The 20,239-nt window shown below is 68.4% G+C and carries 12 protein-coding genes; 8 read left to right on the top strand and 4 right to left on the bottom strand.

The annotated features are described in order from the left end of the window. Positions 1-36 precede the first annotated feature (36 nt). The 8 genes from D7X32_RS01185 to D7X32_RS01150 all read left to right on the top strand — a co-directional run bounded on the left by D7X32_RS01185 (position 37) and on the right by D7X32_RS01150 (position 15,700). Complete coding sequence (locus D7X32_RS01185) at positions 37-906, top strand: DUF2381 family protein (RefSeq protein ID WP_120600631.1); 870 nt, start codon at positions 37-39, stop codon at positions 904-906. After that, positions 903-2,711, top strand: a complete 1,809-nt coding sequence (locus tag D7X32_RS01180; protein WP_120600630.1) for a serine/threonine protein kinase — start codon at positions 903-905, stop codon at positions 2,709-2,711. Before D7X32_RS01185 ends, D7X32_RS01180 begins: the two co-directional genes overlap by 4 nt. 159 nt (positions 2,712-2,870) lie before the next feature. Beyond that, positions 2,871-4,025, top strand: a complete 1,155-nt coding sequence (locus tag D7X32_RS01175) for a serine/threonine protein kinase (protein WP_120600629.1) — start codon at positions 2,871-2,873, stop codon at positions 4,023-4,025. Positions 4,026-4,259: 234 nt separating this feature from the next. Further along, entirely contained in the window at positions 4,260-4,478 is a 219-nt protein-coding gene (locus D7X32_RS01170; RefSeq protein WP_120600628.1) for a hypothetical protein, read from the top strand. A 137-nt stretch (positions 4,479-4,615) separates the two neighbouring features. Further along, positions 4,616-5,245 (top strand): vWA domain-containing protein, encoded by a 630-nt coding sequence (locus D7X32_RS01165; protein ID WP_158625571.1) that lies wholly within the window; start codon positions 4,616-4,618, stop codon positions 5,243-5,245. A 273-nt stretch (positions 5,246-5,518) separates the two neighbouring features. Then, entirely contained in the window at positions 5,519-12,718 is a 7,200-nt protein-coding gene (locus tag D7X32_RS01160) for an RHS repeat-associated core domain-containing protein (protein WP_158625570.1), read from the top strand. A gap of 245 nt (positions 12,719-12,963) precedes the next feature. Beyond that, positions 12,964-14,697 (top strand): FG-GAP-like repeat-containing protein, encoded by a 1,734-nt coding sequence (locus D7X32_RS01155; RefSeq protein ID WP_208752268.1) that lies wholly within the window; start codon positions 12,964-12,966, stop codon positions 14,695-14,697. 91 nt (positions 14,698-14,788) lie between these two features. Beyond that, a complete protein-coding gene (locus D7X32_RS01150) occupies positions 14,789-15,700 on the top strand; it encodes a LysR family transcriptional regulator (RefSeq protein WP_120600624.1) in 912 nt (303 codons plus the stop codon). An 11-nt stretch (positions 15,701-15,711) separates the two neighbouring features. Here the strand turns inward: D7X32_RS01150 and D7X32_RS01145 are convergent, their stop codons facing one another. Genes D7X32_RS01145 through D7X32_RS01130 form a run of 4 tightly spaced genes read right to left on the bottom strand, consistent with a single transcriptional unit; the run spans position 15,712 to position 20,233 of the window. Beyond that, positions 15,712-16,320, bottom strand: coding sequence for a TMEM175 family protein (locus tag D7X32_RS01145; protein WP_120600623.1), 609 nt, complete (start codon positions 16,318-16,320; stop codon positions 15,712-15,714). 11 nt (positions 16,321-16,331) lie between these two features. Next, positions 16,332-16,964: a YoaK family protein gene (locus D7X32_RS01140; protein ID WP_158625569.1), complete on the bottom strand. Its 633-nt coding sequence runs from the start codon at positions 16,962-16,964 to the stop codon at positions 16,332-16,334. A gap of 17 nt (positions 16,965-16,981) precedes the next feature. Then, a complete protein-coding gene (locus D7X32_RS01135) occupies positions 16,982-18,364 on the bottom strand; it encodes an alginate export family protein (protein ID WP_120600621.1) in 1,383 nt (460 codons plus the stop codon). Between the two features lie 12 nt (positions 18,365-18,376). After that, on the bottom strand, positions 18,377-20,233 hold the full coding sequence (locus tag D7X32_RS01130; protein ID WP_120600620.1) for an amidohydrolase: 1,857 nt from the start codon (positions 20,231-20,233) through the stop codon (positions 18,377-18,379). Positions 20,234-20,239 lie beyond the last annotated feature (6 nt).

Here is a 20,239-nt window from a genome sequence, read left to right as displayed (position 1 = left end):
CGATGGTAGCCTTCCCATTCGGGAGGTCATGCACCATTGCTCCAACCGTTCAGATTGGCTCTCGCGCTCGTACTTGTCTCGGGAGCTGCTGCGGGGGCTGAGCCGGCCACGGGGGCGCGCGTTGATCGTAAGCGCTCCGTGACCCTCGCCAGCACGCCCGCCGAACCGCTGCCCGTCGTCCATGTCGCGGCGGATGCCCGGACGGTGTTCCTGTTCTCTGCGCCGATCCAGCGGAAGACCGTCACCTTCGACGAATCCCGGATCCGTGTCCTGGACGCGGGCGAGCGGTCGATCATCGTTCAGCCCGTGGCCAACCTTGCAGACGGCGAGCGTCAGGAGATTGGGGTCTTCTTCGCCGACGGCCGAGCGCCCACCCGGGCCGCCTTCGTGCTCGTGACAGACCCGCGCGACGTTGATGCACTGATTGACGTGCAACGCCCGGAGCCGCCGAATACGGCCTGCCAGCCCACGGCCCAAGCCCCGGTGCCGAAGCCGGAAGACTTCGTGCTACTCGGCTACGTGGACGCGAAGGGCGTCACGACGTCCAGCCGCAAAGGCACGCTCGATGCTGTGCAGGGGTTGATTTTGGACAAGATCGTAACCTTTCGGGGCACGGGATGGATTCTGGCGGACGTGAAGATTGTGAACCGCCCTGACCACCCCGCTTGGACACCACGAGAAGCAATGTTCGTGGGGCGAGTCGGCATGCCCCTGCGGGCACGACTCGTAGCCGAGAAGCCGGGTGCAATCCTTCCGGGGGAGAACGGGCGAGTGCTGGCGGTCGTGGAAGTACCCAAGACGAAAGTAGACCTCGTCTTCACCCTGGAGGTGCGTGGTGATGGGGAGCGTCGGCTCACGATTCCAGACGTGCGCTTCCCGAAGCCCTCCGCGGAGGATGCTCAATGAGCGCGACGCTGCTTCACGTTCCGCCCGGTACGTTGATTGACGGGTGGCAGGTTTCCAAGCCACTCGGTGACGGAGGCTTTGCGTTCGTCTTCCTTGGCGAAAAGAACGGCAGGCACCGGGCCATCAAGGTGGCCCAGCACCGGGAGTCCAGCGGCGACCCCAAGCAGACCCATGCCCGGACGCTGCGGGAGTTGACGGCGCTGCTCATGCTGGACCACCCCCACATCGTCCGGCCGCAGGGGTACGGCCTGGCGGAGAGTGGGAACCTGTACCTCGCACTCGACTACGTGGACGGCTGGACGCTCGCGGAGTGGGCGGAGCGCAAGCACCCGACCGTTCGCGAAATCCTCGGGGTCTTTGAGAAGATCGCCGGTGCGCTGGCATACATGCATCGCCGGGGCATCCTGCATCGGGACTTGAAGCTGTCCAACGTGCTCATCCGTAAGAGCGACGGTGAGCCCGTCATCATCGATTTCAGTTGCGCGACCTACACCTTCGCCGAAGACCTGACGGATGGGGGGTTGCCTCCAGGGACAGACCGCTATCGTGCGCCCGAGCAGTTCAAGTTCCTGCGCGAGCACAAGGACGAGCACCGGGCCCGCTACGCCTTCCATGTCGCCGACGAAATCTTCGCGGTCGGCGTCATGCTCCATGAACTGCTGACCGACCCACGCCCGACGGAGTTTCGTCCGCGCTTCGACTTGAACAGCCCTGCCCTCCCACCGCCGCCCCCTCGATTGGCGAATGCGCGGGTGCCAGCGGCCCTGAGCGACCTCGTCGAGACCATCCTGGCCCGAGACCCCAAGGGGCGTCCGGTCGATACCGAGGCGCTGCGCCGCGAACTGGCGGATCTCCGTGGCGAGCGCTCCGCTGAGTATGATGTGCCGGCCCATCCACCCGCTGATCAGCGTCACGGAGGGCCAACACCTGGGGCACTGGCGATGCCCCCCACGCCGCAATCCCTCAAGCGGCATGTGGCCATGATGGAGCGACCGCTTCGCGCGGGAAGGTGGCTCGCAGGCGTCGTTTGTATCGTCGCGCTCGTCATGGCTGCGGCCCTCTGGCACTCGTCAGGGAGCACCACCGGCGGGCCTGCCGGGCCGCACGACGCCGCAGCCCCACGCCCTCCTCCTGCCACCCCCCATTCCGCACCGCCCGAAACACACCCTCCTGCTATGACACCTGCTGGCCCTTCGTCCGTGACAGTCCCGGGGCCAGCCATCGCCGCTGCCCCGAAGGAAGGATCCGCCTTGAAGACCCCAGCCCCCGAAGCCTCGCCCCCAGGACGTGCGCTCCGCCTGCCGAAGAAGTCCGTTGCTGCCGTCGAGTGCGCGTCGCTGTCGCTCGTCGCGGCGCTGGCGGCGGGTTGTCCGGGTGCCCAGATCCGTCCAGAGCGCTTCACCTGCCCGGCTGGGGCGGAAGAGGCCATGCGGGAGCAACTTCACTGGGAGGAAGGGGACAGCTTCTCCCTTCAACTCGATGAACGCCAAGCGGGTTTTGACAATGTATGGTTCACCGCTGGCGCGGATGTGGTGGGGGTGGTCCCCAAAGGCGTCAACGATGACCGGCAGGCGGCGGTCGCCCCCAAGGGCACACGCTTCTACGGCAAGGCTTATTACCTCTCCGACAAGATGGGGCGTGCGGAGGGGCCGGCACTCGTCATCCGGTATGACCGCGTGAAGCTCCCGGGGCAGGAGGAGTACCCCATTTGCTTCGTGCACGAGGGAACTGCCGTGGCGTTCAAGGACGGCAAGGTGATGGCGGTCAATCGAGGCTCCGGGACAGTGGTGGACCGCTGGCCCTGAGCGCGCCCGGGCGACGTGGTGGGTAGGTGCTTGATTTCGCCCCCTCCGCCTCAAACGCGACATGACCTCCCAGGGTCGTTCCACGACGGCCCATCCCACGGGTAACGTCGTCCACGACGCGTCGGCCTTCGGATGCCTGCGCGAAGAGGAGGAAAGAGCATGTCGGAAAGTGAGTTCAGGCTTCCACGCGGGGCGATTCTCTTCACGCGGGATGGCTTCCAGTACGAGTTCCGCGAAGACCTGGGAGAGGTCCACCACGGTCTGAGTCTCCTGCTGGCCCGGCGCCGCACCTCCGAGGGCAACATCCGGGGCAAGGTGCTGCTCAAGGCGGTGGGCGTACCGAAGTTGATGGAGCTGCCTCGCATCAAGCGGGCGCGGGCGAAGCTGGAAGAGCAGGTGCGCCTCGCGACGTACCTCGACCATCCGGGCATCCTCCGTGTCCATGGGCTGCACAAGGCGGAGGGGTGCTGGTACGTCATCACCGAGCATCCGTCGGGGCACAGCATCAACACCCTGTTGACGCTTTCGGGGGAGTGCGGTCGCCGGTTCTCTCCCCTCTTCGCCCTCCATGTCGGGGCGCGCGTCGCCGAGGCCCTGGAGCATGCCCACGAGGCGAAGGACGAACAGGGGCGCCCCCTCAACATCGTCCACCGGGCGCTCGACGTTGAGCACATCTTCGTCGATTGGAACGGCGACGTGCAGGTCTCCGACTTTGGGCTCGCCTTGTCGGACCTGCCCGGTCGCGTTTCGTCCACGGTGCGCCAGCCGCAGGGGGATGCGTTCTACTCCTCCCCGGAAATGCTCCTGACGGGCCGCGTGGATGCGAGAGCGGACCTCTTCGCGCTTGGCAATGTCCTGCTTGAACTCGCGACGGGGAAGAACCTCCTGGATGCCCCGGACGCCTTGACCGAAGAGGTGAAGGACTCGCTTTCAGTCAGGCAGCGCGTGCGGGTCCGACGTGCCGTCAGGAGGGCTCGGCTCGCTGGAAGCCCTGTTGGCGTGGAGGACGCGATCTGGCGCGCGGCGACCTACTCGCAAGCGGACCTGGAGGCGTTGACGGAGCCGCTTCCGCAGGGACTGGGCCTGGCACTGCGCAAGCTCCTCCAGCCCCGTCCGGAAGCCCGCTACCAGACCGCTCGGGAACTGGCGGCGGACCTGCGCCGCTGGCTCGGAGAGGGAGACGCCTACGGTCGGAGGGAAGCGGTATCGGAGCTGCACGAGATGGCGAAGCGATCCCGCGAGGTGATGGTCGAGCTGGGCATGCGGCGCCCCCGTGGCCTCCAGGCGTCCCAGGACGAAATCAGCACGAACTAGCCACGCTGCCTGCGAGGAGGCTCAACTCAAGTCCCGCCATGTTGCACGTATGTCGCATGAAGCTGCGGCATGGGGTGGAACATGGCGGGACAACAGGTCATGCGGCGGGATGTCGAATCCGAGTCGCTCCGAGCGGCAGCGAGGTAAGGGCGCGATCCTGCTGGGAGTTTCGCACCGCCCGGCGCGGGTTCGAATCCCGCCTTCGGCACATCATCTCCCAAGGAGCATGGAGACATGAATCCCACGAGGCATCCGGAGCAGGTCCTGCAGACCCTCCTGGAGCTGCTGGCCGAAGACCCGTCGCTTCGCGTGGGTCAGGCCATCGCCAACGCCACGGCCCGAAGACTGAAGGGACGAAGCGATCCCTTCTCGATCGAGGACGGTGAGCTGCTCAAGGGGTTGGACCAGCTCCTCACGGAGGCCCGCGCACGGAAGACCTCCAGATTGCCGTGACAACCACCCTACGGATTTTCCGCTATTTCAAGTCTAGCGAGATTGCACCATCATTTCTCATGGAACGGCGTGACAGTCATTGCCTGAGGCACGGGTCACGCTCGCGACGTCGCTCCGCTGAAGCGAGGAGGTCATCCGTGATGACATACAAGGTGATGCTGCGTCTGCTCGTGGTGCTCGGAACGTTTGTCATGGCACGCCCTGGAACCGCATCCGCGCAGCAATACGAGGACCACGTCATCCTCCTCCTGGACCGGAGCGCGTCCATGGCACTCCCGGCGGCCGGCGGTCTCACACGCTTCCAGGTGGCGGTTCAGCGAGCCCAAGCCGTCGTCGCGGCCGGCGGCAGCACCCCGCGGCATTACGCGGTGGTGTCCTTCAACGGCGCCTCATACATCATGCACCGGGGCTTCACGACGAACACCACGCTCATCCAAGTCACCCTGAACAGCCTCCAGGTGGGCATGGAGTCGGCACCGGTGGCACATGCCATCTGCGGCTCGGTGGACGAGCTCCTGGCCTACCGTCCCCAGGCTCTGGCGCGGAAGCGGATCGCCCTCTTCCTGGCCTCCGAGGACACCGGCACTCCCACGTCCTCACAGTGCTACGGACCGGCGAGCACGACCCCGTATCCCACGCCGACGCCCGGCTCCTGGCAGTACAAGGTCCGCAACAAGCTGGTGTCGGGGGACCCCAACACCGTGGGCAATCCCCAGTTCCCTGTCGTCCAGGACTTCGACATGCTCATGCCCGGTCCTTTGGAGTGAGGAGGAGTCATACAGAGCTGAGGACGGTCCAGTTGCAACCACGCAGCGACGTCCTTCTCCTTCAGCCACGCCAGGAGCGCTTGCGTGCGACGCAGCACGTAGAACGCATCCAGCACAAAGCCAAAAGGGACCTCCGTCCTCGGACGCCGTCGCCAGGAGCCGCTCCTGGCTGCTGACGGTGGCGCAAGCGCCCAACGCATCCAAGGAATTCCGGAACTTCACTTTTAGCGTCATTTTCTGTATTGATACCTCCTGGAGGGGGTTTCAATGCAGATGACGATTTCACGCCCATGGCTGGGATTGGCCCTGGGACTGATGTTGGGGATGTGGCCTCGCCTGGGAGCGGCACAGCTGGCGCCCACGGGTGGCCATTACGCGGCGCGTGCTTCCGACACCGGGACGGAGCTCGGCGCGGTCAATGCTTCCGGAGGCTACTCCGCCGCCATTCCCCTGGACCTGCCGGGTTCTCGCGGCGGTCTCCCCGTCCCCGTCTCCATCGGCTCTGGCGCCCCGGGCGTGGGCGCGGTGGGCCTGGGCTGGGACATCCCGCTCACCTACATCCGCCGGGACCTGTCCTTCGCCCACCGCAAGCCGCGCGTGGGCACGGGGGTCCCCGCGGGCCGTGAGCAGGTCACCCTCTCCCTCCAGGGACAGACCCTGGAGCTGTTCCCCCGGCAGGTCTCCGCGGGGCCGCCGCAGGTGCTGCACTGGGGCGCGCGCAACGGCGCGCCCGACCTGCTCCTCAAGGAGGTGGAGGGCGCCTGGGTGATGTACGACGGCGAAGGCTGGACCTGGACCTTCACGCAGCCCGCGCTGATCTACGGGGCGGGCCTCTGGCTGCTGACGTCCATCACCGGCCCGGACAACACCGCCGTCGAGCTCACCTACGACATCTCCAGCGTCACCACTCCCGGCGGGGGCGCGGGCACCACCATCGACCTGCGACAGGTGCGCTACAACAAGCACCCGTCCACCAACTGCTTCAAGAACGAGGTCACGCTCAATTACGGGGCCCCGGTCTCTGCGCCCCTCTCGCTGTCCCTGCTGGGCACCAGCGCCGTCCTGGCGCGCGTGCGCACGCTGAACACCCTGGACGTGTCCAGCCGCGCCACCTGCGCCAGCTCCCCCCAGCGGCTTCGCACCTATTCCTTCGCCTACCAGCCCGACGCCGACACCCGGCTGCCCCGCCTCGTCTCCGTCAACGTGTTCGGCCGCCAGGGCACCCCGGAGCAGTCCGTCGCGCTTCCCGTCGCCTCCTTCACCTACGGCGTCGCCACGACCAGCGGCAAGCTCACCTACGCCAAGACCGCTTCCATCCCGATGCCCTCGGGCGTGGACACCTCGAAGATCTCCAGCACCGGACGCGATGGCACGTACCTGCCGCCGCTCACGTCCGAAGTCGGCTCCGCGACCTGGCAGAGCCTCACCGACGTCACGGGGGATGGCCTGCCCGACTTCGTCTACGCCAAGAGCGGCAAGCTCTGGGTCGCCCTCAACAAGCCCGGCGGGGCGGGAGCCACCACCCTGGGCACCGTCAACGCCCAGCTCGCCGACGCCACCTTCGCTTCCGGCCCCTTCGGGTCGATGAGCGCCACGGAGATGCGCTTCCCTGCCAACCCCGCCGCCAGCGGCAAGGACCGGGTGTGGCGTCAGGCCCTGGACGTCAACGGCGACGGCCGCGTCGACTTCATCGACGCCGGCGAGTCCCCGTACAAGTGGGTCGTCTACCTCAACACGCCCGGCACCGGCTCCACGGGCATCCAATGGCAGCGCCGCACGATTTCCGTCAGCGCGCTCTACAACCACCTCGCCGGCCTGGGCCACTCCCTCAGCAATGGCTACCTGCCCCTCTCCAGCCGCTTCAGCGGCCGCGACCGCGTGGTCCGCCTGTGCTGGAGGTGGAACGCCAGCCTCACGAAGTGGGAGCAGACGTCCTCGAGCACTCCGGGGTGCGGCCCCACGGGCGCGGTGGCGTCCGCGGACCCGGAGAAGACCTACACCGAATGGGAGGTGACGGACGTCAACGGCGATGGCTTCCCGGACGTGGTCTTCAATTCCTCCCCCATCGAGGTGAAGGCCTACGCGCCCGGTTACAACGGCGGCAGCGATGGCCAGATTGTCTACGCGGATTTCGCCGTCAAGGTGCAGCCCACGCTGACCGACGGGAACGCGGTCCAGGCCGTCTTCAATACCTACGGCGTGATGCTCTCCGACAGCGTCACCGCCTTCTCCTCGCCCATCACCCTCAAGCCGAACGCCGCCTGCGGCGTGGGACTGTGGACCACGACCAACGACTCCCAGCTCGTCAGGTGCGGCCTCTCCGACGTCAACGGCGATGGCCTCCTGGACCGGGTGGAGAACTTCACGGTCTCCCTGGGCACCGGCAGCGGCTTCAGCGCCGTGACGCTGACGCTCCCGTCCCAGGGCATGCTGTCCGTGCAGGAGAACGCCCAGGAGCGCATCTGCACCTGGCCCAATCCGGATCCTCCGCTGAGCACCCCCTACGGCTCCGGCCAGACCCAGGGGCTGCGCGACCTGACCGGCGACGGCATCCCCGACTACGTGGCCAGCAGCATCGTCAATTCGGCCGTGCAATGGACCGTCGCGGTGGGCACCGGCGCGGGCTTCGCCCCGGCCGTGAACATCGAAGTGGCGGGAAGCGGCTTCTCCCTCTCCAACCAGACGGAGCGCTGCGACGGCCTGACGTCCTACACCGGGAGCGGCCTCTATGACCTCAACGGCGATGGCAAGCCCGAGGTCGTCCGCCTCAACGGCACCAACCTGGACGTCTACCAGCTCTCCGGCGGAACGCGCCCCGGCAAGCCCGAAGCGGGCCGCCTCATCCGCGTGAACAACGACTCCGGCGCGTTCACCACCATCGCCTACCGCTCCGCCAAGGAGGACGGCACCACGAAGCATCAGGTGCCCTTCCCGGAGGTCGTCGTCTCCTCCGTCGTCACCACCGGCGGCCTGGGCCTGGGCGGCACCCTGGCGGAGACGCGCTACGCCTACGGCGGCGCTGAGCTCGTCTACGACTCCGCGCTCCACGCCTTCACGATGCCCGGCTACCAGCGCTCGGTGTCCATGAACACCGTCACCACCCAGGGCAGGGGCGAGGGCTACGCCACCCTCACGGACACGTATCCGCAGCCCGCCTTCGACAACACCTCCCCGGCCGTGCGCTTCGCCCGCGCCCTGCTGACCGGCAAGGTGCGCGACGTCACCACCGTCACCACCGCCAGCCTGGACCCCTGGACACTGCTGGCCACCGACCTCACCACCTACGGCAACCGGCTGAAGGCCTCTCACGTCGAATGGGGCACGAAGTACTTCCCAGAGGCCGTGCCCGCCGGCACGCCCAACGAGGGCCTGGACTGCTTCGAGCTGGCCTATCCGCTCGACTTCCCGGCCTCGTACCTCGTCGTCAACGGCGGCTACGACGCCTGCCGCGCGCACGGCTTCGCCTACGAGCGCGTCACCGACTCCTGGCGCGGCAGCGCCGCGCCGCCGTCCACGGCCAACGTGGCCACCCGTTCAGAGGCGACGGACGTGGACGACTACGGCAGACCGCTCAACGTCAAGCACCTCAACGACGTCTACCGGAACGATGACGACCTCTGCGTGGAGACGAAGTACGCCACGCCCACCAGCACGGGCGCGGCCCCCCGGGTGCTCCACGCCCCCATGAGCCGGCGTTACTGGACGTGCGACAAGACGCCCTACGTGACGTACGCCTCCGAGTCCTGGCGCTACGACGGACTGGGCTCGGGCAGCGTCTCCGTGGGCCACCTCACCTCGCACCTGCGCGACCGGCGCGATCTCACCACCGGCGCGCTGCTGAACACGGTGACCGAGTACACCGCCGACTACGACGCCGCCGGCAACCCCGCCACCGTCACCCGGGTGCGCGAGGACGGCGCCACGCGCACCGTGAAGTTCACCTACGACGCGTTCGGGCTCGCGCAGGTGGAAGAGCGGGTGGACGCCACGGGCATCCCGACGCTCAAGACCACCGTCAGCGTGGATCCGCTCAGCCTGGTGGCACAGCTCGCGACCGACCCCAACCAGACCCAGTACGGCGTCGACCGGGACGGCTACGGGCGCAGGGTGCGCACCACCGCGCAACCCCCGGGCGAAGCCCAGGGCGTGCTCACGACGACCCGCTACCTGGGCTTCACCGGAGCGGATCCGCTTGGCCGTCGCGTGGTGGTCAAGACCTTCAGCGATCCCGTGACGCCTGGCACCGAGGACAGCGCCGTGGGCAATACCAGCACCACGTTCCTGGACGAACTGGGCCGCACCCGCCGCACCGAGTCCCCCCTGGGCAGCGACTACGGCACCGAGGTGATGATCAGCGGCGCGCGCACCTATGACGAGCTGGGGCGCGTGGTGTTCGAAGCGGACCCCTACCCGGCCTCGCAGAACGCGGCCACCGCCTACGGCACCAGCGCCTTCTTCAACGTGGATGGCTCCCCGTCGTGCACCGTCCGGGGCAACGGCCCGCAGGCGTACACCACCACGCCCAACGTGGGCACCGAGCTGCTCCCCACCTGCTACTCGCGCAGCTTCGCCAACCACCTGGAGACCGTGTCCTTCCGGGACACCGCGTCCATGGTCTCCACCGCGCCCCAGGTGAACGTCCTGCGCTCCTCCACCCTGACGGCGGTGGGCCGGATGCTGTCGCGCACGACGACGAAGAGCGGCACCCCGCTGGAGCACGCCACCTTCACCTATGACCGGCTGGGTCAGCTGACGGGGATGACCCGCTACCTGGATCCGGTGGGCCTCACCGGCCCGGTGACGTGGTCGTGGGTCCAGGACTCCTTCGGCCAGCGCCTCTCGTGGCAGGACCCAGACAGCGCCTTGAAGACGGCGAAGTACAGCGACTGGGGCGAGCCGCTGGAGGTGAAGTGGACCGAGTCCATCACGGCCCCCACCGGCGAGCGCAGCCAGCTCTCCCGGTACGACGCCCAGAGCCGCATCACGCACTCGGAGGAGCGCACCAAGGGCGTGACGGAGCAGGACACCGTCTACGACTTCCTCTACGACTTCGGCGCCAGCCCCACGTCCCTCGTCACCCCCACCTACGTCCTGGGACGGCTGGCCCAGACCAAGTCCTCCCTGGGCGAGGTCTTCTACAGCTATGACGCCTACGGCCAGTCCAACGCGCGCGTCTACACCGACGCCCAGGGCACCTACTACGTGGAGAAGAACGACCTGCACGCGGACGGGGAGCTCGACGCGTTCACGCTCTACCTGCCCGACACCGGCTACGAGAAGGAGGTGACCTGGTACGCGTACGACACCGCGCGCCGGCCCATGTACGTCAAGTACGAGGGCCCGGACCTCAGCCAGGAACTCTACGTGGCGAAATCCATCGACCCGTTCGGCCGGCCGCGCAGTGCCGTCCACGGGGGCGTGGTGGAGTTCATCGGGGACTACGCCGACACGGGGCGCCGGCTGCCGCGCAGCATGACCCTCGCTTCCAGCTACGGCTCCCGCGCCATCGGCATTGCGTCCTTCGACGCCGTGGGCCGCGAGCTGGTGCGCACGGAGACCGTCAACGGCGTCTCCCCCGGCGTGAAGACGAACAACGCCTACGACACGCTCGGCAGGCTCGCGACCTCCAAGCGCTCCACGGGCAGCACCTACTTCGCGGACTGGAGCTACACCTACGACGCGCTGGGCAACGTGCTCACGCAGAACGACCTGCTGGGGACCGCGGATGCCGCGATGAGCTACGGCACCGTGGACCGCGACCGGCTCTGCCGCATCGGCTACGGCAACGGAGGGCTGGGCGGCACCGCCTGCAACGTCACCCATGACAGCTCTGGCAACGTGCTCACCCAGCCCACGCGCACGGGCCTGCGCCAGCTGTCCTATCTGCCCTCCGGCGACGTGCGCTCCATCTCCGCGCCCGAGGGCACCGCCACCTTCCACACGGGCGCCATGGGCAGCCTTCGGGAGCTGGACCTGCGCGTCGCGGGCAGGGACGCCCGGCACGAGTGGGGGTTCGGCAGCCACCTGGAGCTGAAGGACCAGGTCATCGACGGCACGAGAACCCAGGTCCTCACCCGCCACATCCCGGGTCCGGGCGGCATCGTCGCCACCCGGCAGGGCTTCAAGGGCCCCTGGCGCTTCCCCTTTGGAGAGATGCGCGGCGCGCGCTACTCCGCGGACATCCAGGGCAAGTTCATCCAGGACGTGGACTACCAGCCGTTCGGCGAGGCGAAGTCCACGGGCTCCGTCTCACCGGGCGCCCTGCTCTACTCCAGCGACCAGTGGAACGGCGGTGAGGCCCTGGAGTCGCTGGGCGTGTCCCAGCTGGGTGCCCGCATCTACGACCCGGTCATCGGACGGTTCTTGAGCCGGGATCCGCTCCTCGTCGTCCGCACGGCGGCCACCACCCATCCCTACGCGTTCTCGATGAACGACCCGGTCAATCGCGCCGACCCGTCAGGCATGGATTCGGGGTGCATCGGCGCGGAGTGCCGGGGCCCGAATGGCCAGGGCTTCCCGGGCATGCCGGGCGGCGGAGGCGGCGCCAGTTCCATCAACAACCCGGGCTTGTACTTCCCCTCCGCGGGCGCGTCCGGCGGCGGCGCGAGCCCCCAGGCGGCCAGCCCCATCTCGGCCACGGCCACGTTCTCCCAGGGTCCCCAGACCCTGGATGGCGCGATCCTGAAGCTCATGGTCATCACGGCCACCGGCATCTCCGTGGGCCCCTCCTTCAACTTCGACTCCATGGCGGCACATGGCTTCACGCGCAAGGAGGCGGTCGAGCGGGTCCTCGCGACGGAGGAGGGCGCGGAGGCCGCCGCCGTCCAGGAGAACGCGTGGCTCGACCGGTGGTCGAGCTTCTCGCAGGGCTTCGGCGACTCGGTCCTGTTCTGGTGTCCGGGCTGCACGCAGAACATGCGCGACAGCTGGGGCGTCACTTCCGGCGGGGACAGCTGGTACTACGCGGTGGGGAGCTTCACCGGCATCATCGGATCCTCGTTGGGGACCGCGAGCATGTCGGGGGTCGTCAGGCCTCCCAAGGCCGACCTCGTCGCGGATTTCGAGCAGTATCAGAGAGTCAATGGAATTGATCTCAACGCCTTGACCATCAACCCAACGCAATGCAGAACCAACTGCTCGAAGGTGGTTGCCGCTGTCGACTCCACGTTGGCGGGGACCCCGAAGGTCGCGGCCGCCAGTCCGACGACCCCGCTCAATGTCGTGCAGCAGGAGTTGGGCGGTACGTTCGAGAGCATCGAGGGGAAGCGGGCCATCGAGAAGACCGTGACGGCCTGGGGCCCGGGCAGCCGCGGGGTCGTGGCCGGGGTGTTCAAGAGCGACCCGACGCAGGGGCATGTCTTCAACGTCTTCAACTTCGCGGGCAAAAGCTTCTTCCTCGACTCCCAGAGCATCTGGAGGCCCACCGTGAACTGGAAGAGCTACGGCGAATTCATGCTCATGCGGATGAAGTGAGTCCCCCGGGGAGGAGGAGGCCACGTGCCTCCTCCCCGGTCCTTTCGTCGCCCCACGGGGACTCGAGGTGGGCGCAGGTCAGCCCTCTGGCAAGCCCCCTGAACGGTGACAGGCAGTCTTCAGGCTTATTCTAGTTTTAAATGCTTTGCTGATTGGTGTATGGGGCCGCCATGTCCCTGAGATACCGACTCGCTGGCCTGCTGTGTGCCCTCTCATTCCTTACAAGCTGCGAACCGCCACCGGAGGTGGAGCTTGACAGTCAGGTGCTCGTCACCCGGCCGCAGGAGCAGCCCCTCTATCTGAAGACCGATACCGTCTGGGCAACGGATGCGATTCCGGTGTGCTGGGAGAACCCCACGGGCGCCGATGCCGCGGCGCGGGCCTGGACCCGCGACGCGGTCGAGCAGTCCTGGGCCTCCGTTTCCGGCATCCAGTTCTCGGGGTGGGGGACATGCCCGACGTCTCCGTTCATCCCCTTCCCGGGGCTCCGCATCCGGATCAACGACGAGGGTCCGCACACGAAGGGGCTGGGCAGCGCCCTGCTCGCGCTGCGGCCCGGCATGGTGCTGAACTTCACGTTCAACAACTGGAGCACCAGTTGCCAGTCCCGCCTCGAGTACTGCATCCGCGCCATCGCGGTCCACGAGTTCGGACATGCGCTCGGGTTCGCGCACGAACAGAACCGGCCGGACAGGCCCAGCACCTGCAATGACGTGCAGGGAACCAACGGCAACTCCGTCCTGGGTCCCTACGATGCGTTCTCGGTGATGAACTACTGCAACCCCTGGTGGAACAACGACGGGGAGCTCAGCGCGCTCGACGTCGAAGGCGCGCAGCTGGTCTACGGCGCCACCCGGACGGGCTTCGCGGCCACCTGGGCCACCTCGAACATCGGGGACGGGCCCATCGCCAACGCCTGGCTCGACGCGGATCTGGACGGGGATGGCCGGGGCGAGGTCCTCCAGGCCTTCAACAACAACGGGGCGCTCGGCTTCATCGTCTACCGATGGAATGGCTCCGCGATGACGCGGGCCTGGGCCACGTCCAACATCGGCCAGGGTTCCAACGCCGTGGCCTGGCTCATCAATGACGTGGATGGTGACGGCCGTGACGAGGTCGTCCAGGCCTTCAACATCAGTGGCCGGCTGGGCTTCAACGTCTACCGGTGGAACGGCAGCGGGCTCGTGCAGCTCTGGGGCACGCCCAACATCGGCCAGGGCTCCGGCGCCGTCGCGTGGCTCTCCAGCGACGTGGATGGCGACGGCCGTGACGAGATCGTCCAGGCCTTCAACAACACCAACGGCGCGCTTGGCTTCATCATCTACCGGTGGAACGGCAGCGGGCTCGTGCAGCTCTGGGGCACGCCCAACATCGGCCAGGGCTCCACCGCCGTCGCCTGGAGGACTGGTGACGTGGACGGGGATGGCCGTCAGGAAATCATCCAGGCCTTCAACAACAACGGCGCGCTCGGCTTCATCGTCTACCGGTGGAACGGCAGCGGGCTCGTGCAGCTCTGGACCACCAGCAACGTCGGCCAGGGTTCCAACGCCGTTGCCTGGCTCATCGCGGACGTCGACGGGGATGGACGCGATGAGCTGGTCCAGTCCTTCCAGAACACGGCCACCGATGGCCTGGGCTTCATCCTCTACCGGTGGAATGGGGGCCTCCAGCCGGCATGGACCACCCGGGACAGCGGGCAGGGCTGGCGTGCCGTGTCCTGGAAAAGCGCGGACGTGGACGGCGATGGCCGTCAGGAGCTCATCCAGGCTTGGGACAACAACGGGACGCTCGGGCTGACGGTCTACCGCTGGAATGGCAGCCGGCTCATGACGCAGTTCCGCAAGGCGAACACCGGGTATGGCTCCGGCGCCGTGGGCTGGTTCGCCCGGGACCTGGATGGAGACGGGCGAGCGGAGCTGCTCCAGGGCTGGAACAACAACGGCGCGCTCGGCTTCATCCACTACCGCTACGGCCCGTGAGCCCGCGGGCAACGCCGCCTCCTTCCGGTCCTACCGAGGCCGCCAGGGGGCGCCTTTGCCTCCGCCCACCGATTCATGAGATGGCACGAGCGTGTTCGACCCCATCACGCTCGACCAGCTTCGTGCCTTCGTTTCCGTCGTGGAGGAAGGGAGCTTCTCCGCGGCGGCGCGCAAGCTGCGCCGGGTGCAGTCCGCCATCAGCACGTCGATGGCGAACCTGGAAGCGCAGTTGGGCGTCACGCTCTGGGACCGCACGACGAAGGTGGCCCGCCTGACCAACGAGGGCCAGGCGGTGCTCGCGTCGACGCGGCGGGTGCTCGCCGAAGTGGACGGCCTGCGGCGGCTCACCACCGGGCTGACGATGGGGCTCGAAGCGTCCGTGTCGCTGTGCGTGGACGCGTTCTTCCCCCTGAAGGCGCTCATCGACCTCTGCGGTGCCTTCACCCAGGAGTTTCCCGCGGTCGATCTGCGCATCGACACGCAGGTCAGGTCCGCCGTCTCCGCGCGCGTGCTGGACGGACGGGCCACCCTGGGCGTGGTGAGCCCGGAGGGGATGGCGCGAGGGCTCGAAGCGCAGGCCCTGTCCCCCATCCGGATGCTCCCCGTCGCGGGCCCGGACCACCCGCTCGCCGCCATCCAGGGACGCATCGCGACCCGGCACTTCGCCGACGCGATCCAGATCGTGCTCTCCGAATGCACCGACGACGGCGTCAGCGATCAGGTCGGGCTGTCGCCGCGCGTCTGGCGCGTGGGCGACCTCTACACCAAGCACGAGATGCTTCGCGCGGGGCTCGGGTGGGGCAACCTGCCGGAGCACCTGATCCGCGAGGACCTGCGCGCGGGCACGCTGGTGGCGCTCCGGCCCGCGGCCTGGGGCAACCATGCGCGCGAGCTCAACCTCGTGGCCATCTACCGGAGCGACACCGAGTTCGGCCCCGCGCATCGCTGGCTGCTGGAGCAGCTCACCCTGCTGTGCGCACGCGAGGCACGCCGCCAGCGGTAGGCCGGTCCCCCTCACGCACCGTCGTGCACCGGCCGCATGTTGGCGCTCCACAAGGCCCACATGCCCGCGCACAGCACGAGGCTGAGGGGCAGGCGCCAGAGCGCGACGAGGGTCGCCACCAGGTACACCGGAAACCCGAGGCGGTAGTGCCACGTGAGCCGCTGTTCCAGCGCTCCCGGGAGCGCCTGCCGCCGCAGCAGGTGCCAGAGCAGGTTGAAGGCCCCGTTGATGAGGACGAACAGGCCCGAATAGAGGGCCCCGGCCATGGAGCCCGACGGCTCCGTCAGGTGCGCCGACAGCAGCGCCGTCGTGAACGGCACCAGCGTGGTCAGCAGCATCAGGAGCCCGTTCGCGAAGAGCACCGGCGTGTCCACGCGGCGCACGAACTTGAGCAGGCCGTGGTGGTCGATCCACATGATGAGGACCGTGCTGAAGCTCGTCACGAACGCGAGCCAGGTCGGCCACCTGGCGGCGAGCTGCCAGAGCAGCGCGTGGGAGTCCCGGGCGGAGTCGGTGAGCTCCGGCTTCAGGTCGAGCGCCAACAGCGTGATGACGACGGCGAAGACGCCATCGCTGAAGGCCTCCAGCCTCGCGCTGTCGGTTCGTTCGGTGTCTGGCATGGCAGGGCCTGTCACACCCGGCTGCGCACCCACAGCGCGAGTCCCAGGGGCGCGAGGAACGCCGCGAACCCCAGGTGCTGGACGCCGAACGCCCCACCCAGGCACCCCAGCGCGAACGCCAGGATGATGAAGCCCAGGGAGCGGTGTTTGACCGCGTTCTCGGGGGCTGCGGGGAGCACCTTCTCGACGAACCACTGCGTGACATTGCCGGTCATCACCGTCGTCATCGGCCCCAGCGAGGGCGATACCCGGTGCATCGCGTTCTGGATGCCCATGGCGATGACCGCGAAGACCACGACGAGCTGGTGCGCCGCGGGCCCCTTCACCAGCAGGGGCACGCCGGCCGCCAGACCGAAGGCCACCGCCTGGAGGAGCAGCAGCATTCGCGCGGAGCGCTCCACCCGGACATGCAGGTGCGTGGCCAGGAAGACGGACAGGACGAAGATGGGAAAGGTCGACAGCTTGAGCCATTCATCGGCCTTGGCGTTCCGGGCAAGGTCCGCCGCGAGCACGACGAAGTTGCCGGTGACATGCGCGCAGAAGATTCCTCCCGCGCCAACGAAGGTGACGGCGTCCGCGTAGCCCGCGACGAACGCGAGCGCGGCGGGAACCCAAACGGACTGGGACGAAGGACTGGGAGGCATCGAGCTGGGACCGTGGGTCAGTAGGTGAAGGTCGTCCATGTTCCGAAGAAGTCCACGTCTCCGCCAGTGACCGCCCGCAGCGCGGGCCCGGCGAAGACATGCGAGTACTCGGCGTTGAACTGGACGTGGCGTGTAACGCGATAGCCGAGCGACAGCGAGAGCTGCGCGCCGGTGTATCGCGCCGTCGACGCAGAGGGCGGCACGAGCACCTCCCCCGGCGGCGTGTAGACGGCGTCGTGGACCGACTGCCGGAAGAAGAAGACCGAACCCGCCTCCAGTGAGACGGCATCGCGCTCCCACTGAACGAGCGGATGCACTTCGTAGAGGTTCGAGGGGTAGATCAACGGCAGCGCGCTGAAGAAGGTCTGGTTCGGGAACCAGGCATGGAAGGTGGAAACCCGGCCGTCGCCGGCGCTGCGGTCACCGCTCAGCGCATCACCCCGCACGCCCACCCGCAGGGGCGCGAAGGGCAGCCGCTGCCACAGGCCTCCCGCCAATCCCCAGGCCAGGACCCGGTCACCGCCCACGGTGCCCGCCTGGATGAGCGCATGCCCGATGTACTCGAAGCCGCTCCCGGTCTCGCCGAACGCCCGCACGCCCACCATGTGGCGCACTTCGCGCCCCTCCACCTCGCCGTAGGTCACCGAAGGCCGGTCGCGCCCGAGATAGAAGGCATCGAACGAGAACTGCTTTCGCGGCAGGACGTCCACGGTCGCGTAGACGCCCCAGAACCGGCTCCGCCAGGAGGGCGCATCATCGAGCACGCCCCGCTCCAGCTGGGGCACCACGCCGCCAAAGCCCTCGACGTTCCAGCCGTCGCCGGTGGCCGAGAGGCGGGCAAGGTCGAACGCCTGCCGGACATTGGTCCCATCCCGCGTGCTCACCCACCGCGTCGACCCCAGCGCCATCTCCTGGCGTCCCACGCGGGCGACGAAGCGGACCTCCCGGGCCCTGGCGCGCCACTCGACGAAGGCCTGCTGCACGTCGAACAGGTCGCTTCCGGGCGGCGCGTCCCGGGACGGAGCCCCGAGCGCGAAGTGCGCCCCCAGCTGGACAAAGGCCCGCAGCGGTCCCGCGTGGGCGTCGACGTGCAACAGGTTGCGCGAGAGCAGGACGCTTTCGGGGAGCGGCCCCTCCCGTCCCTCGGTCAGCTCGTAGCGGAGCCGATGCTGGCCTCCGAACGAGAGATAGACCTGCTCCGCGAGCGGGACGTACTTCACGCGGTCGAAGGGATCATCCCCGGGCCGCCGCAGCGGATCCGCCCAGTCCTCGAGATAGCGGATCCCCGCGTACCGGGGCGCCTCGCGCGGCTCTGGCACGTCCTCGGCGTGGGCCGACACCGACAGGATCAGCAGCCCGGGGACGAGGCGGAAGAGTTCCCTATTGAAACGACATGGCATGGGGAGGGCCGCTCAGAACGCCCAGCAGGAGCAGCCCAGGAGCCCCCAGAACGCCGGCTCCTCCGCGACGGGCACCGGCCGCCGCCAGGCCGCCGTGCCGTGGGCATGCACGCCACACGCGTGCGGCGCGGCATGGACTGGCGCCGCGTCGTGCCCACCCCGGGCGTGCGCCGTGGCCTGCACCGCGCCGCCAAAGGTCCGGACCGGAGACCAGTCCGGCATCGCCGGGGGCAGCGGCGGCGCGAACTCCGCGAAACCTCCGGAGCCATGCACCACCTTTCCGCCAACAATGGTGAGCACGGACTCCAGGCCGGCGATGTCGTCGGCCGCGACGCGGAAGTAGTCCGCCGAGAGCACGGCCAGGTCCGCGAGCTGCCCCACGGCGAGCTGCCCCTTCTTGCCCGTCTCGGATGAGAACCAGGTGTTGCGCTCGGTCCAGAGCCGCAGCGCCGTCTCCCGGTCGAGCAGCGCGCGCTCGCCGTACAGCGGAGTCCCCGCGACGGTCTTGCCGGTGACCAGCCACGACAACGAGACCCATGGGTTGTAGGACGCGACCCGCGTGGCATCCGTGCCGGCCCCCACCGGAACACCCGCGGCGAGCATGCGGGCCACGGGCGGAGTCCGGCTCGCGGCCACCGCGCCATAGCGCTCCACGAAGTACTCGCCCTGGTAGGCCATCCGGTGCTGCACCGCGATGCCGCCGCCGAGCGCCGCGATGCGGTCGATGTTCCGCTCGGAGATGGTCTCCGCGTGGTCGAAGAACCAGTGCAGCCCCTGGAAGGGCATGTCGCGGTGGACCCGTTCAAAGACATCCAGGGCGCGCGAGATGCTCTCGTCGTACGTCGCGTGCAGACGCCACGGCCAGCGGTTCTCCACCAGCACCCGGACCACCTCCTCCAGCTGTCCTTCCATGTCCGCCGGAAGGTCCGGACGCGGTTCGCGGAAGTCCTCGAAGTCCGCGGCGGAGAACACCAGCATCTCCCCCGCGCCATTGTGGCGGAAGTGGTCGTTCCCCTGCCCCGGCTGGACCATCCGGGTCCACGCGCGGAAGTCCGCGGCCTCGGCGCCCTTGTTCTGGGTGAACAGGTTGTAGGCGATGCGCAACGTGAGCTCGCCCGCGTCCGCGAGCTTCCGCACGACGGCGTAGTCGTCAGGGTAGTTCTGGAAGCCGCCGCCCGCGTCGATGACGCCGGTGATGCCCAGGCGGTTCAGCTCGCGCATGAAGTGGCGGGTGGAGTTCTCCTGATACTCCTGGGGCAGCTTCGGGCCCTTCGCCAGGGTCGCGTAGAGCAGCTGCGCGTTGGGCTTCGCGAGCAGGAGTCCGGTGGGATTGCCGTGCCGGTCGCGCTGGATTTCGCCGCCCGGCGGGTTCGGTGTGTCGCGGGTGTATCCGCACGCGCGGAGCGCCGCCCCGTTGAGCAGCGCCCGGTCATAGAGGTGGAGGATGAAGACCGGCGTCTCCGGCGCGACGGCGTTCAGTTCCTCCAGTGTCGGCAGGCGCCGCTCGACGAACTGGAACTCGGTGAAGCCCCCCACCACCCGCACCCACTGCGGCGCGGGGGTGACGGCCACCTGCTGACGCAGCATGCGCATCGCATCCGCGAGCGACCGGACCCCATCCCAGCGCAGCTCCAGGTTGTAGTTGAGCCCACCCCGGATGACGTGGGTGTGGCTGTCGATGAGGCCGGGCACGACGCGCCGGTCCCCCACGTCGATGATCCGGGTGGCCGGGCCCCGCGTCGGGAGGATGTCGCGCGCGGCGCCCACCGCGGAGAACCGCCCGTCCGTGATGGCGACGGCTTCGGCCTCGGAAGCGCCAGGGTGCAGCGTGGTGAACCGGCCGTGGTGCAGGATGAGGTCAGGGGCCATGGAGCG

The sequence above is a fragment of the Corallococcus carmarthensis genome (assembly GCF_003611695.1).
Taxonomy (GTDB): Bacteria; Myxococcota; Myxococcia; order Myxococcales; family Myxococcaceae; genus Corallococcus; species Corallococcus carmarthensis.
Note: the sequence above shows the minus strand (reverse complement) of the source record. Positions and strands in the feature narration are given on the sequence as shown.